Annotated in this window: 7 protein-coding genes; all 7 read left to right on the forward strand. The window is 41.5% G+C overall.

Going from position 1 to position 14,528, the window contains the following annotated elements:
• Positions 1-22: 22 nt before the first annotated feature.
• The 7 genes from HDE68_RS05705 to HDE68_RS05735 all read left to right on the forward strand — a co-directional run bounded on the left by HDE68_RS05705 (position 23) and on the right by HDE68_RS05735 (position 14,517).
• Positions 23-2,419, forward strand: coding sequence for a TonB-dependent receptor domain-containing protein (locus HDE68_RS05705; RefSeq protein ID WP_183879749.1), 2,397 nt, complete (start codon positions 23-25; stop codon positions 2,417-2,419).
• A gap of 135 nt (positions 2,420-2,554) precedes the next feature.
• Positions 2,555-3,631: an L-rhamnose/proton symporter RhaT gene (gene rhaT, locus HDE68_RS05710; RefSeq protein ID WP_183879750.1), complete on the forward strand. Its 1,077-nt coding sequence runs from the start codon at positions 2,555-2,557 to the stop codon at positions 3,629-3,631.
• Between the two features lie 21 nt (positions 3,632-3,652).
• Complete coding sequence (locus HDE68_RS05715) at positions 3,653-5,773, forward strand: bifunctional aldolase/short-chain dehydrogenase (RefSeq protein WP_183879752.1); 2,121 nt, start codon at positions 3,653-3,655, stop codon at positions 5,771-5,773.
• Positions 5,774-5,784: 11 nt separating this feature from the next.
• Positions 5,785-7,059, forward strand: coding sequence for a TIM barrel protein (locus HDE68_RS05720; RefSeq protein ID WP_183879754.1), 1,275 nt, complete (start codon positions 5,785-5,787; stop codon positions 7,057-7,059).
• Positions 7,059-8,447: an FGGY-family carbohydrate kinase gene (locus HDE68_RS05725; RefSeq protein WP_183879756.1), complete on the forward strand. Its 1,389-nt coding sequence runs from the start codon at positions 7,059-7,061 to the stop codon at positions 8,445-8,447. Before HDE68_RS05720 ends, HDE68_RS05725 begins: the two co-directional genes overlap by 1 nt.
• On the forward strand, positions 8,444-11,179 hold the full coding sequence (locus HDE68_RS05730) for an alpha-L-rhamnosidase (protein ID WP_183879758.1): 2,736 nt from the start codon (positions 8,444-8,446) through the stop codon (positions 11,177-11,179). The genes HDE68_RS05725 and HDE68_RS05730 overlap by 4 nt, the downstream gene beginning before the upstream one ends.
• Positions 11,180-11,394: 215 nt before the next feature.
• Positions 11,395-14,517 (forward strand): SusC/RagA family TonB-linked outer membrane protein, encoded by a 3,123-nt coding sequence (locus HDE68_RS05735; RefSeq protein ID WP_183879760.1) that lies wholly within the window; start codon positions 11,395-11,397, stop codon positions 14,515-14,517.
• Positions 14,518-14,528 lie beyond the last annotated feature (11 nt).

Consider the following 14,528-nt stretch of genomic DNA (forward strand, 5'->3'; position numbering starts at 1 on the left):
TGCTGCATTTATAATTAAATACATGCAGAAACTTTACGTACTCAGTTTTTTATTACTTTTTTCTTTTCCCTTGTTTGTTCGCGCGCAGTTTAATGGTTCGATATCCGGTACAATTACAGATCTTAAATCCAAAGTGCCCTTAGAATTTGTCAATGTTGTATTGAAAAGTCAGACAGATGATGCTGTTAAAGGTCACGAGATAAGCCTTGCCAATGGTTCTTATACTTTTAAAGGAATCCCTGAAGGCAATTATTATATCCAGGCCAGTTATATTGGTTATGATGATACCAGAACGGCTGTTTTTCTGCTTGATAATCAGCATAAAAATATCAGGCAGTATATTGTCATGGACAATAGTAAAAGCACTCTTAAAGAAGTAGCTATCAATTCTAAAAAAGCACTTTACATCAACACTATTGATAAAAAGGTTTATCATGTAAATCAGGACATCATGGCTAAATCAGGGTCTGCCAGTGAGATTCTTCAAAATGTGCCCCTTGTTCAGGTGGATATAGACGGAAATGTGAGTTTGAGAAATGCTGCCGTAACCATTCTTATCAATGGAAAAATATCACCTTTAATGGGTAAGAATGCTGCTGCAGTATTACAGCAGTTGCCAGCAAACAGTATTGAAAAAATAGAAGTAATTACCAATCCTTCGGCTAAGTATAAACCGGACGGGACAGGGGGGATTATCAATATTATCCTGAAAAAAGATGTTAAACGTGGTTTAAACGGTACAGTCACAGGGAATGTGGGGAACAAAGAACGCTATAACACAGGTACGTCCCTGAATTACAATACAGGTAAACTGAATTTATTTGGTTCCTATAGTATGAAACAGGATGACAGGTTACGCACTACCGTAAATCAACGTATGCAGACTGATCAGGTTAACCGGACGATAAGTTTCTACACTGATTTTTTAACGGCTAAAACAAGACCTTTTTCTCAAATAGCCAGTCTTGGATTTGATTATACCATAGATAAAAAAAACAGTTTTGGCTGGTCAGGAAATTTCTATCTGAGGAATTTACATAAAGACGATGTGACTGCTAAACTGGTTACCAGTATTTCCGGAAATCAGGATTATGACAGGTTAAGGAAGAATTTTGAACAGGAAAAATCTACCAGTGGCGCGTTTTATTTTGAGCATGGATTTACTAAAGAAGACCATAAAATCCGTTTAGAAGTTAATGTTGCCCATTCGCCAGAAACTGAAGACAATCAATATACTAATGTTTACAGATTGCCGGCAATAGCTAACCAGCAGGATAATACATTGATTTTGCAGACTGCCGATACGAAGCAAGTAACCCTTTCTTATGAAAACCCGATTTCTGAACAGATCAGGCTCGAAGCAGGTTATGACGGGCAGTTTAATCAGCATGACCTTGATTTTTTTGGCGAAGCATTTAACCAGGCAACCGGACAATTTGTTCCTGATATTCAGAAAACCAATCATTTTATATACAATGAAGATATTCAGGCTGTTTATGGCACCTATACGCAGGCTTTTCAAAAACTGACATTGATGGCTGGTTTAAGAGGGGAGTATAGTGCGGTTAATTCAAGGCTTATCACTACCGGAGAATCTATTCCTAACCACTATTTCAAAGTATACCCGACTTTACATCTGAGTTATAAGTTGCAGGGCAATAAAGAATTACAATTGAACTATAGCCGCAGAGTCAGGAGGCCGGAGGCCGATGAACTGAACCCTTTTGCAGAATATGCTGATCCAACGAATATCAGGGTAGGTAATCCCCGGCTTTTACCAGAAATTATCAATTCTGTAGAAGCGGGTTATCAATGGAGAAAAGACGGGATCAGTTTAATGCCGGGTATTTATTACAGATATACGATGAACAGATTTACCGCGATTACCGAAGCTTTAAATGATTCGGTACTGGTTACCCGGCAGCAGAATTTAGCGAATGACAGGGCTTTTGGGGCCGATGTGGTTGTCGGTGTGAACCTGCATGATAAGCTGGTGGTCAATTTCACGCCAAATATCTTTTATAACGAGATAGATGCGACTAATTTAGGATATAGCCATAAGAAATCAACAGTGACCTGGAGTGCAAACTTAAATGCAGGTTATAGCTTAGGACAATTGATAGCTTTACAGCTTAATTCTATTTATAAATCGGCAAGGTTAACCCCTCAGGGCAGGTATTTACCAAGTTTTGTGATGAATTTGGGTGCTAAGCGCGATGTGTTAAAGAAAAAGGGGAGCATTTATTTTACAGTGTCTGATATTTTTAAAACACAAAGGCAGGAAGCCGGTTTACAAGGGCCATTTTTAGTGCAGCATGTTAAAACGGTAAGTAACTCCAGGATCTTCTATGTTGGTTTTAGCTATGGTTTTGGCGTAGTGAAGAAGAAGAAGGATCTGCAATTTGACAATGGGGGGTAGGTTATAGCGATCAGCCCTGTCCCGGGGATAACCAATTTGATACCTGATTTTTAAGATGGAGCAGGACAGCTAATAACAGTTGTGTAATTTTAAAGCAGTATTATCGCTTAATTATTCTAACCAGATATATAAATTATGCAGATCATCTTTGGAGTCATATTCCATTTTATCGGAGGTTTCGCCTCTGGCAGCTTTTACATACCTTATAAAAAAGTTAAAGGATGGGCCTGGGAAAGCTATTGGATTGTTGGAGGAATCTTTTCCTGGCTGATTGTTCCGCCATTGGCCGCCTGCCTGACCATTCCGGGTTTTACTGAAATTATCAAACATACCAATTTTTCAGTGATCGCATTAACCTATTTCTTTGGCGTACTGTGGGGCATAGGGGGGCTTACCTTTGGCCTTGGTGTCCGCTATCTCGGGGTATCGCTGGGCAGCTCCATTATACTGGGCATGAGTTCTGTATTTGGCGCATTAATGCCATCAATCTATTATGACTTTTATCCTAAAGCAGGTAAAGACACTTTTACTGAGATTATCACAAGTCCGTGGGGCCAGCTCGTGATTGCCGGCCTTGTGGTTTGTATCATTGGAATTATTCTCTGTGGAAGGGCGGGGATGATGAAAGAAAAAGACCTGGCCGCGCAGCAAAAAACAAAAGAAAGTGCTGAGTTTAAGATCGGATCAGGCCTGACTGTGGCTGTTATTTCAGGATTACTGAGTTCTTGTTTTGCCTTTGGCATTGACGCGGGTAAAGATATGGCACATGAAGCCAATAATTTATGGAAAGCTATCCATCCCGGACAAGGAGAATTTCTTTTTCAAAATAACGTAACTTATGTAGTGATTTTATGGGGTGGCCTGACAACCAATTTTCTTTGGTGTATGCTGCTTAATGCAAAGAATAAAACATTTAAAGACTATACAAATAAAAAAACGCCGCTGCTGTCCAACTATATTTTTGCAGCACTGGCGGGGATCACCTGGTTCCTGCAGTTCTTTTTTTACGGAATGGGTGAAAGTAAGCTAGGCAATGGGGCAAGCTCATGGATTCTGCATATGGCTTTTATTATTCTGGTAGCCAATGTCTGGGGGCTGGTACTCAAAGAATGGAAATCAGTTACCCGAAAAACATTCAGAACAGTACTGGCAGGTATTGTGTTTATCATCGCTTCTATCCTCATCGTAGGGTATGGAAATTCAATTAAATAACAACAATAAATATCAAATAATATGTTAAACGAAAGAGACCGTTTTAAACACGTAAGCTATTTATGGGATGAAACAAAGGCTGCACAGCTGGCAGGAGATGAAGTTGCCTTATTACTTTACCGTTCAAATTTATTAGGTGCAGATTTACGCCTGACAAATTATGGGGGCGGAAATACTTCCTGCAAAGTAAATGCAATAGATCCGCTAACAGGTCAGACTGTCGAAATTATGTGGATCAAAGGGTCTGGCGGTGATATAAGTACACTGAAACGTACAGGTTTGGCTGCTTTATATATAGATCGTCTCAGATCTTTAAAAAACATCTATAAGGGCCTTAAGCACGAAGATGAAATGGTAGAGTTATTTAACCACTGTATTTATGACCTCAACTCTAAGGCGCCATCAATTGATACCCCTTTACATGGATTTCTTCCATTTAAGCACATTGACCATTTACACCCGGATGCAGCCATTGCGATTGCAGCAGCAAAAGATGGAAAACAAATTACACAAGACCTGTTTAAAGGAAAGATTGGTTGGGTAGACTGGCAGAAACCAGGATTTGATCTGGGGCTGCAGCTCAAACAATGTCTTGACGAAAATCCTGGGATCAGGGGAATAATGCTGGGGTCTCACGGGCTATTCACCTGGGGAGATACCGCTTATGAAAGTTATCTCAATACGCTGGAAGTCGTAGAGAGCTGTGCCGCTTATCTGGAAGCTAATTATGGCAAAAAAGGGCCGGTATTCGGAGGCCAGAAAATCCCCGTTTCAGCGCCAGAGATCAGAAAAAGCCAGGCAGCAATCTTATCGCCCGTATTACGTGGGTTATGTTCTGCTGAGCGTCATATGGTAGGGCACTTTACTGATGATGCAAGGGTGCTGGAATTTATTAATTCTAATGACCTGAACAGGCTTGCACCATTAGGCACCAGTTGCCCGGATCACTTTCTGCGTACCAAGATCAGTCCTTTAGTGTTAAACCTGGATGCCAATGCAGATCTGACTGACCCTGATCAGATAAAAGCAGTCCTGGAACCTGCATTTATAGCTTACCGGGAAATGTATGCAGCCTATTATCAAAGCTGTAAACATGAAAATAGTCCGGCCATGCGTGATGCTAATCCGGTGATCATCCTTTATCCTGGGATTGGTTTGTTTTCTTTCTCTAAAGACAAACAGACCGCACGTGTAGCAGCAGAATTTTATATCAATGCGATCAACGTTATGAAAGGGGCAGAAGCGATTTCATCCTATACCTCATTGCCGCGTCAGGAAGCTTTTAACATTGAATACTGGTTGCTCGAAGAAGCCAAACTGCAAAGAATGCCAAAGCCCAAAGCCCTGACAGGCAAAATTGCTTTGGTTACCGGGAGCGCCGGAGGAATTGGTAAAGCTATTTCCAAAAGGTTTATAGAAGAAGGTGCTGTGGTGCTGATCAATGATAATGATGCCGGGCGTTTAACTCAGGCAGAAGAGGAGTTTAAAAACCTCTATGGAAAAGATACTTATGCCACTGTATTGCTCGATGTAACTAATAACGAAGAGATTCAAAAAGCATTTGATACGGCTGCACTCGCCTTTGGCGGAATAGACATCGTGGTGAATTGTGCCGGATTATCAATTTCCAAACCCATAGAAGAACATACTGACAAAGATTGGGACCTGTTATATGATGTACTGGTTAAAGGCCAGTTTAAAATCACCCAGGCTGCTGTGGCAACGATGCGCAAACAGGCAATTGGAGGGGATATCCTGAACATAGTGAGTAAAAATGCATTAGTTTCCGGGCCAAATAATGCAGGATATGGATCTGCTAAAGCTGCTCAGCTTCATTTAAGCAGGCTAAACGCTGCAGAATTGGGAAAAGATCAGATCCGGGTAAACGTAGTCAATCCTGATGCAGTCATCTCAGACAGTAAAATCTGGGCAGGAGAGTGGGCGGCAGGCCGTGCAAAAGCTTATGGCGTGCAAGTAGAAGACTTACCTGCTTTTTATGCTAAACGCACCTTGCTGGATAAGATTATCCTTCCGGAAGATATTGCAAATGCCTGTCTGGTTTTTGTAGGCGGACTTTTAAATAAATCAACAGGTAATGTATTAAACGTAGACGGTGGCGTAGCGATGGCCTTTGTCAGATAAAACCGAAGAACATGGAAATAGAAAAATATCAGATAGCTACACATAATCAGGAGTCAGAAACTGAGCATCAGCGCAGATTCGATTTCGCAGCATCAGAAAACCCACGGGTTGAAGACGTGATTTCTAAATTGATTAAATTCCAGATCGGGATTCCGAGCTGGGCATTGGGTACTGGCGGAACACGTTTTGGACGGTTTTCGGGCGGAGGGGAGCCACGCAGTCTGGAAGAGAAAATTCAGGATATCGGGCTTTTACATCAATTGAACCAATCAAGCGGCGCTATTTCGCTCCATATTCCGTGGGATAAAACTGAAGATTACGATGCCATCAGGAAACTGGCCGGTCATCATGGGCTGCGTTTTGATGCCATGAACTCCAATACCTTTCAGGATCAGCCAGATCAGGCCCATAGTTATAAATTTGGTTCGTTACAGCATGTAAATAAAGCCGTGCGCAAACAGGCCATTGAACATAATATAGAAGTCATCCGTCAGGGCAAAGCATTGGGGTCCGAAGCCTTAACGGTCTGGCTGGCAGATGGATCTTGCTTCCCGGGGCAATTGAATTTCAGAAAAGCCTTTCAAAATACCTTAGAAAGTCTGGAAGAAATTTATGCGGCCATTCCCGAAAAATGGAAATTATTTATAGAATATAAAGCTTTTGAACCTAATTTTTATTCCACTACCGTTGGAGACTGGGGGCAGTCCCTGCTTTTTGCCAGTAAACTTGGGCCTAAAGCTTATACACTGGTAGATCTGGGCCATCATTTACCCAATGCTAATATTGAGCAGATTGTTTCACTTTTACTGATGGAAGGTAAGCTGGGTGGTTTTCATTTTAACGACTCCAAATATGGAGACGATGATTTAACTGCCGGAAGTATGAAACCTTATCAGCTATTTCTTATTTTTAATGAACTGATAGAAGGAATGGATGCCAAAGGGATAGATCATGCTACGGGACTGGGCTGGATGATTGATGCTTCACACAATGTAAAAGATCCTTTAGAAGATCTGCTGCAATCTGTAGAAGCGATTATGATGGCCTATACGCAAGCTTTACTGGTAGATAAAGCAGCCCTTACTATTGCACAGCAGGAAAATGATACTGTACGCTGTCAGGAAATTTTGCAGCATGCTTTCCGTACAGATGTAAGAGCAATTTTACAAGAAGCAAGACGCAGAAGCGGCGGTGCTGCAAAACCTTTAGAATTATACCGCCAGTTGAAAGTCAGGGAAAAGCTGATTGCAGAAAGAGGGATGAAAACTATAGCTACAGGTTTATAATGAGTGCGGTTCCGGTTATTGTAGTTTTTGATGTAGGGAAGACCAATAAAAAGATTTTCCTTTTTGATGAAGACTATAAAATAGTTTTCGAGCGCTCTGCCCGTTTTATAGAAATGTATGATGAGGATGGCGATCCATGTGAAAACCTGGAAAGTTTAAGGCTTTCTATTTTTGATTCTTTGCGTGAAATCTCCAGGCGTAAAGAGTTCGAAATTAAGGCGGTCAACTTCTCCGGTTATGGGGCGAGCTTTGTCTATATTGACGAATACGGAAAACCTCTGGCACCTTTATATAATTATCTGAAAGCCTATCCGCAAGAGCTGATCAAAAGCTTTTATGCGTGTTATGGTAATCCCGAAACTATTTCTGCCTCAACTGCCTCACCCATGTTGGGAAGCCTGAATTCAGGAATGCAGCTTTACCGGATTAAAAAAGAAAAACCGGCATTGTACCAGCAAATCAAATATGCGTTACACCTGCCTCAATACCTCAGTTACCTGGTTTCTGGCGTTGAATATTCTGATCTTACCAGCATTGGCTGCCATACCGGGCTTTGGGATTTTAAAGAAAACGCCTATCATGAATGGGTGAAAAAAGAAGGGCTGGATCAAAAGCTGGCGCCCATAGTAGATGCTGATCATGTATTCCCTTCAGAATTTCCGGGCAATCAATACAAAGTAGGAATTGGTTTACATGATAGTTCTGCAGCGCTGATCCCATATCTGACTAATTTCCATGAACCCTTTATCCTGATTTCTACAGGCACCTGGTGTATAACGATGAACCCATTTAACAACTCGCCATTAACCCTGGCAGAGCTTAAAAATGATTGTTTAAGTTATATGCAATATAAAGGCAAACCCGTCAAGGCTTCCAGAATTTTTGCTGGTTATGAACATGAACAGCAGATCAAGCGGATTGCGACCCATTTTAAACAGAACATAGGGCGTTACCGGCATATGAAATACGATGCTAAACTGACCGCTGAACTGCTGGAGCGGATGAAACAAAACAATGAATTAAACCCTCCTTTGCATAAAGAATCTGCTTTTGCTGCACGTGATCTTTCTGCTTTTTTATCAGACAAAGAAGCTTATCACCAGTTTATTCTGGATATTGCTTTGCAGCAGCGTACCTCCTCTGGTATGGTCATAGCAGATGAGCAGGTGAAAAGGATTTTTGTGGATGGCGGGTTTAGCAAGAATACAATTTATATGAATATGCTGGCACTGCTGTTTCCTGAGCTGGAAGTATTTGCTGCTTCCATGGCACAGGCCACAGCAATCGGAGCGGCATTAGCCATACATCAATGCTGGAACAGAAAGCCAGTTCCAAATGATATGATCGAATTAAAATATTACGCAACACACACGAACAAGGAAATATGAAACCCAATCCGATAAAAAATATAAGCTCATCCCTGTTATTCATCTTTGTTTTAATTTCAGGTCATACCGTAACAGGTCATACAGCGGCGTCAGGTCATCCGGTTATATCCGTGGATCAATCTGTTCATATCCCTATGGTATCACCGGCTAACTTACAATGTGAACATTTAGTAAATCCAATAGGCATTGATGTTCCAAAACCAAGGTTTTCGTGGTTACTTTCAGACCCGCGTCAGGGGGGCCGCCAAACTGCTTACCGTGTTACTGTCAGTACAGATTCACTGGCGCTTCTTCAGCAAAAATCTGTAATCTGGAATACGGGTAAAGTAAATTCTTCGGCTGCATTGCTGATTTATAATGGGGTTATGCTAAAACCATTCACCAAATATTTCTGGCAGGTGGAAATATGGGATAAAGATGGAAAACCTGGTTCCGGGGGTAAAATTGCAAGCTTTGAAACAGGCATGGTAGAAATGTCCAACTGGAAAGGAACCTGGATCAGTGACAGGAATGATATCAGTTTATTACCTGCCCCATATTTCAGAAAAGTATTTCAAAATCCAAAAAAGATAAAATCAGCCAGGGCATATATTGCAGCAGGCGGATTATATGAACTTTATCTGAATGGTGAAAAAGTGGGTAATCACCGGCTCGATCCCATGTATACCCGGTTTGACAGAAGAAACCTCTATGTAAGTTATGATGTGACCAGTAAGCTGCAAAATGGTAAAAATGCAATTGGTGTTTTACTGGGAAATGGCTGGTATAATCATCAGTCTTTAGCGGTATGGAACTTTGATAAAGCACCCTGGAGAGCCAGACCAGCATTTTGCCTGGATTTACGCATTACTTATGAAGATGGTTCTGTAGCAACCATTACTTCCGATGGCAGCTGGAAAACACATAGCGGGCCACTAATTTTTAACAGCATTTATACGGCCGAGCATTATGATGCACGTTTGGAACAGCCCGGATGGAATACCACTAATTTTGACGACAGTAAATGGGCAGAAGTAACCTTGCGGGCAGCACCATCTAAAAATATTGTCAGTCAGGCTATGCACCCCATCCGGAGTGTAGAAACCATTCCGGCGGTTACGGTGAAGAAGTTTAACGACACGACTTATCTTTTTGATCTGGGCAGAAATATTGCAGGTGTATCCAAAATCAAAGTTAAAGGAGAAAGGGGCACAGTCATTCAGATTAAACATGGCGAAAGACTTTATCCTGATGGCAGGCTTGACCTCTCTAATATAGATGTCTACCATCGCCCTGCAGATAAAAAAGACCCTTTTCAAACTGACATCCTGATCTTAAGTGGAAAAGGAGAAGAAGAGTTTATGCCCAAATTCAACTATAAAGGATTTCAGTATGTAGAAGTAATCAGCAGTAAACCTGTTCAGCTGACTAAAGAAAGCATTACCGGATATTTTATGCACAGCGATGTTCCGGCAGCCGGAAAAATCAGTTCCTCAAACCCTTTGATAGACAGGTTATGGTGGGCAACGAATAATTCTTATTTGTCAAATTTATATGGTTATCCAACTGACTGTCCGCAAAGAGAAAAGAATGGCTGGACAGGAGATGGACATTTCGCTGTCGAAACCGGCCTGTATAACTTTGATGGAATTACAATTTATGAAAAATGGCTTGCCGATCATAGAGACGAACAGCAGCCTAATGGCGTATTACCGGATATCATTCCTACTGGCGGCTGGGGTTACGGCACTGCAAATGGTACAGACTGGACCAGTACAATCGCTATTATCCCCTGGGATATCTATCAGTTTTACGGAGATTCCAGACTGCTTTCAGCTTGTTATGAAAATATAAAAAGTTACGTCAACTATGTAACGCAAATTAGTCCTGCAGGATTAACAAGTTATGGAAGAGGGGACTGGGTTCCGGTAAAGTCATCTTCTCCTTTAGAATATACTTCTTCAGTTTATTACTATGCAGATGCCCATATTCTTGCTAAAACTGCACAGCTGTTTGGTAAAACCGATGATGCTCAATATTACTCCGTTCTTGCAGAGAAAATTAAGAAAGCGATCAATGATAAATACCTCAATAAAGAAACAGGCATTTATGGAAGTGGTCTGCAAACCGAGTTAAGTGTAGCCCTGCAATGGGGTATAGTCCCAAATGAACTTAAAAGTAAAGTAGCCTCAAATCTGGCAAAAAGAGTGGCTGCAGACGGAATGCATCTTGACGTTGGGGTATTAGGGGCAAAAGCTATTTTAAATGCACTGAGTGAGAATGGCCAGGCAGAAACCGCTTATAAACTGGCTGCACAGGATACCTATCCATCCTGGGGATGGTGGATTGTAAACGGGGCAACCACACTTTATGAAAACTGGAATATCAAAGCAGAACGCGATATTTCTTTAAACCATATGATGTTTGGAGAGATAGGAGGATGGTTTTTCAAGGGATTGGGAGGAATCCGGGTTGATGAAAAACAACCGGGCTTCAAAAATATAATTCTTGCTCCGAATTTTGTCAGTGGTTTAACGCATTTTGAATCAAGCCATGACGGGCCGTTTGGGACTATTGTATCCAATTGGAAAAGAAAGGGCAATGCTGTGATTTATGACGTGGTTATACCTGCAAATAGTACGGCTACTATTCATTTTCCAATATCCGGAACCCAATCCGTTTATGATGGAGAAAAAAAGATTAGCCAGGTCTATGAATCAGGTGCCGGGAAATACCAGTTCCAGATCAGATAGATATCCTTGCCGGCTCAAATAAATCTCTTTTGAGCGCTTATAAGTAGCAATTCCAAAACCATTGAAAACAATATCAGGGGAGGCCATTATCATGGTCTCCCTTTTTTTATAAAACGTTTTAAATATAAATAAAAGCTGTTTTACAGGATAGAGCAGGTTGCCGATCAGGAGTGGTTAATCTATTTTAGGTCAACCAAATATAAACACATATGACAATGGAGAGAAATTTACAAAAGTTCTTTTCTGCGATGCTCTGTGTACTCTTGTTTACGTTTTACAATAGTACAACAGCCTATTCCCAGCAGAAAACTGTGACCGGTAAGGTGACTGATCAAAGTGACGGCAGCCCTTTGCCCGGAGTCACGATCAAGGTGAAAGGCACAACTGCCGGCACCTCTACAAACTCAAATGGGGAATATGCCTTAAAAGTCACGGAAAATGCAATTCTGGTCTTCAGCTATATAGGTTACAATGAGCTCCGGTTAACCTATACAGGTAATGTTAACCTGGATGCAAAGCTTGTTTCCAACAACCAGAAACTGGATGAAATAGTTGTTATTGGCTATGGAACAACTACAAAGAAAGATGCTACAGGAGCTGTTGCTACTGTTTCGGCGGCACAGATTAAAGACCTGCCTGTCAGCTCTGTTGATCAGAAGCTAAAAGGTCAGATCCCCGGGGTACAGATCAGTACAACAACAGGAACACCAGGTGGCGGTACTTCCATAAAAATCAGGGGTTCAGGCTCTATCGGAGCCGGAGATAATCCTTTATTTGTAGTCGATGGGTACCCGATTTCAAACACATCCGGGCAGGTTTCTAATCCTTTGAATGTGATTAATCCCAATGATATCGAATCAATCACTGTATTGAAAGATGCTTCCTCTACAGCTATTTATGGTTCCAGAGGATCGAATGGAGTCATCGTCATTACCACCAAACAAGGCGTAAAAGGAATTCCGGTAGTGAACGTAAGCGCTTATACCGGGATTCAGCAGGTTCCGCAAAAAGGGAGGCCGCAAATGCTCAATGGAACTGAGTTTGCACAGTTCAGAAAGGATATTATTGTCGATGATTTCGCTTCCAGGGGTTTAGTGGCTACAGATGCCGATATCCCGGAAGCCTTCCGTAACCCTTCGCAATATGGAAACGGAACAAACTGGTACAATGAAATTATCCATGATGCGCCCATGAGTAATCTGGATGCCAGTATTAGCGGAGGTTCTGAAAATACGAAATATGCATTCTCCCTGGGCTACATGAATCAGGAGGGGACCATCCGTTATACCGGGTTCGAACGCTATTCGGTCCGGATGAATACCGAAAGTAAAATAGGTAAGAAACTAAGAGTTGGGATTAACCTGGCGCCAACCAACAGTGTGCAGCAACTGAATAATTTTGAAAATGAATTTGTAGACGTATTGAGCAGAAGTCTTTGGTTAAGCCCATTAGTCCCTGTTACAGATGCTGCGGGCAACCGTACACCTTATGTGATCTCTCCCAATATGTATGCCGGTCCTAATCCACTAAACAGTTTGGAATTTGGAGGTACTAAATCGAAAAACTTCCGGGGGCTTGGAACTGCCTTTGCTGAATATCAGCTTATTGACGGACTTAAATTGAAATACAGTTTTAACGTGGATTATACCAATGCTTCTTCTTTTGTTTTTAACCCTTCATTTGTTGGTGGTGTCAATTCACCTCCGCCAACCGTACCAAACTCTACAACCAATAAATCAACAAGTTTCAACTGGTTATCAGAAGCAGTGCTAACTTATGATAAAACCTTTGGTAAAGACCATCGTTTAAATGTTGTTGCCGGTTACAGTGCTCAAAAAGAGCGTGCAGAAAGCTTATACCTGTTTGCAGACAACTATCCGGACGATAAGATACAGACCATCAATGCAGCCTCTATTATTAGCGGCTATAACTCTGACGTGCAGAAATGGTCCATTATTTCTTATCTGGCCCGTGCAAATTATGCTTACAAAGACAAATACCTGTTCACAGCCACCGTACGTACAGATGGTTCTTCGCGTTTTGGCAGCAATAAAAGATACGGGACCTTCCCTTCTGCAGCGTTTGCCTGGAGAGTTTCGGAAGAGGATTTTATGAAAAAGTCTACCTGGATCAGTGATCTGAAATTAAGGGCAACTTACGGCTTATCCGGTAATTTTAACATTGGAAATTATACCTATATCACCAATATTGGTTCATCCAACTATGTTTTTGGAGGTCAGATTTCAAGCGGCAGAGTCCCTACTTCTTTGAACAACCCTGATTTAACCTGGGAAGAATCCTCACAACTTGATGCTGGTATTGATTTGGGAATCCTGAAAAACCGTTTATTTTTCACCCTGGATTATTATAAAAGAATTACCAAAGGGATGTTATATAACAGCGAAATCCCTTTATCATCCGGTTATTCGAATGCAATTATTAACTCCGGTAAAATTCAAAATCAAGGATTTGAATTTGGGCTGACTTCTAAAAATCTGGAAGGCACATTTACCTGGAATACCAGTGCAAACATAGCCTTTAACAGAAACAAAGTATTGGCGTTAAACCAAAATAACGATCCTATTTTTAGTGGCCGCAGTGGCGAAGGGTCCTATCAGCACATTACCCAGGTAGGCCATCCTGTAGGAGAGTTTTACGGCTATATTCTGGAAGGTATTTACAAAGATCAGGCAGACCTGAACAACTCTCCTAAACATGTGACTTCGGTAGTGGGCTCTGTCAAATATAAAGATGTAGATGGTAACGGGATTATAGAACCTGTCAAAGATTTTGCCGTGATCGGATCTCCTCAGCCCAATTTTACCTGGGGTTTAACCAACACTTTTGGTTATAAAGGATTTGACTTAAATATCCTGCTGGTTGGCTCACAAGGGGGACAGATCTTAAAAACAGCCAATCAATATCTGCTCAATATTGACGGTATTTTCAATGTAGACAGAAAGGTATTGAACAGGTGGCGCTCACCAGAAAACCCGGGGGACGGATTTACGCCAACCACTAATGGGGCAAGGGTAATTTACCGTGATGTAAACTCCTCATGGGTAGAAAGCGCCAGTTATATGCGGATTCAAAACATCACCCTGGGTTATAGAGTGGGTGAAAAATTATTGCAGGGTTCTAAAGTCATCAAAGGGGCAAGGGTTTATACCAGCATTCAAAACCTGGCAACTTTCACCAAATATAGCGGTGCTAATCCAGAAGTTAGCCGGAACACTATTTCTGGAAATGCAGTAAGCAGTGCACTGGTCCCGGGAGAAGACTTTACCAATTACCCTTTGCCAAGAACCTTTACGCTTGGTCTTAACCTTACCTTTTAATCTTTTGTTCA

This window comes from Pedobacter cryoconitis (genome assembly GCF_014200605.1).
In the GTDB taxonomy this organism is placed as follows: domain Bacteria; phylum Bacteroidota; class Bacteroidia; order Sphingobacteriales; family Sphingobacteriaceae; genus Pedobacter; species Pedobacter cryoconitis_B.

Coding starts and splice junctions, on each gene's coding strand:
- HDE68_RS05705 (WP_183879749.1), top strand. CDS start 23: ATGCAGAAACTTTACGTACTCAGTTTTTTATTACTTTTTTCTTTTCCC.
- rhaT (WP_183879750.1), top strand. CDS start 2,555: ATGCAGATCATCTTTGGAGTCATATTCCATTTTATCGGAGGTTTCGCC.
- HDE68_RS05715 (WP_183879752.1), top strand. CDS start 3,653: ATGTTAAACGAAAGAGACCGTTTTAAACACGTAAGCTATTTATGGGAT.
- HDE68_RS05720 (WP_183879754.1), top strand. CDS start 5,785: ATGGAAATAGAAAAATATCAGATAGCTACACATAATCAGGAGTCAGAA.
- HDE68_RS05725 (WP_183879756.1), top strand. CDS start 7,059: ATGAGTGCGGTTCCGGTTATTGTAGTTTTTGATGTAGGGAAGACCAAT.
- HDE68_RS05730 (WP_183879758.1), top strand. CDS start 8,444: ATGAAACCCAATCCGATAAAAAATATAAGCTCATCCCTGTTATTCATC.
- HDE68_RS05735 (WP_183879760.1), top strand. CDS start 11,395: ATGGAGAGAAATTTACAAAAGTTCTTTTCTGCGATGCTCTGTGTACTC.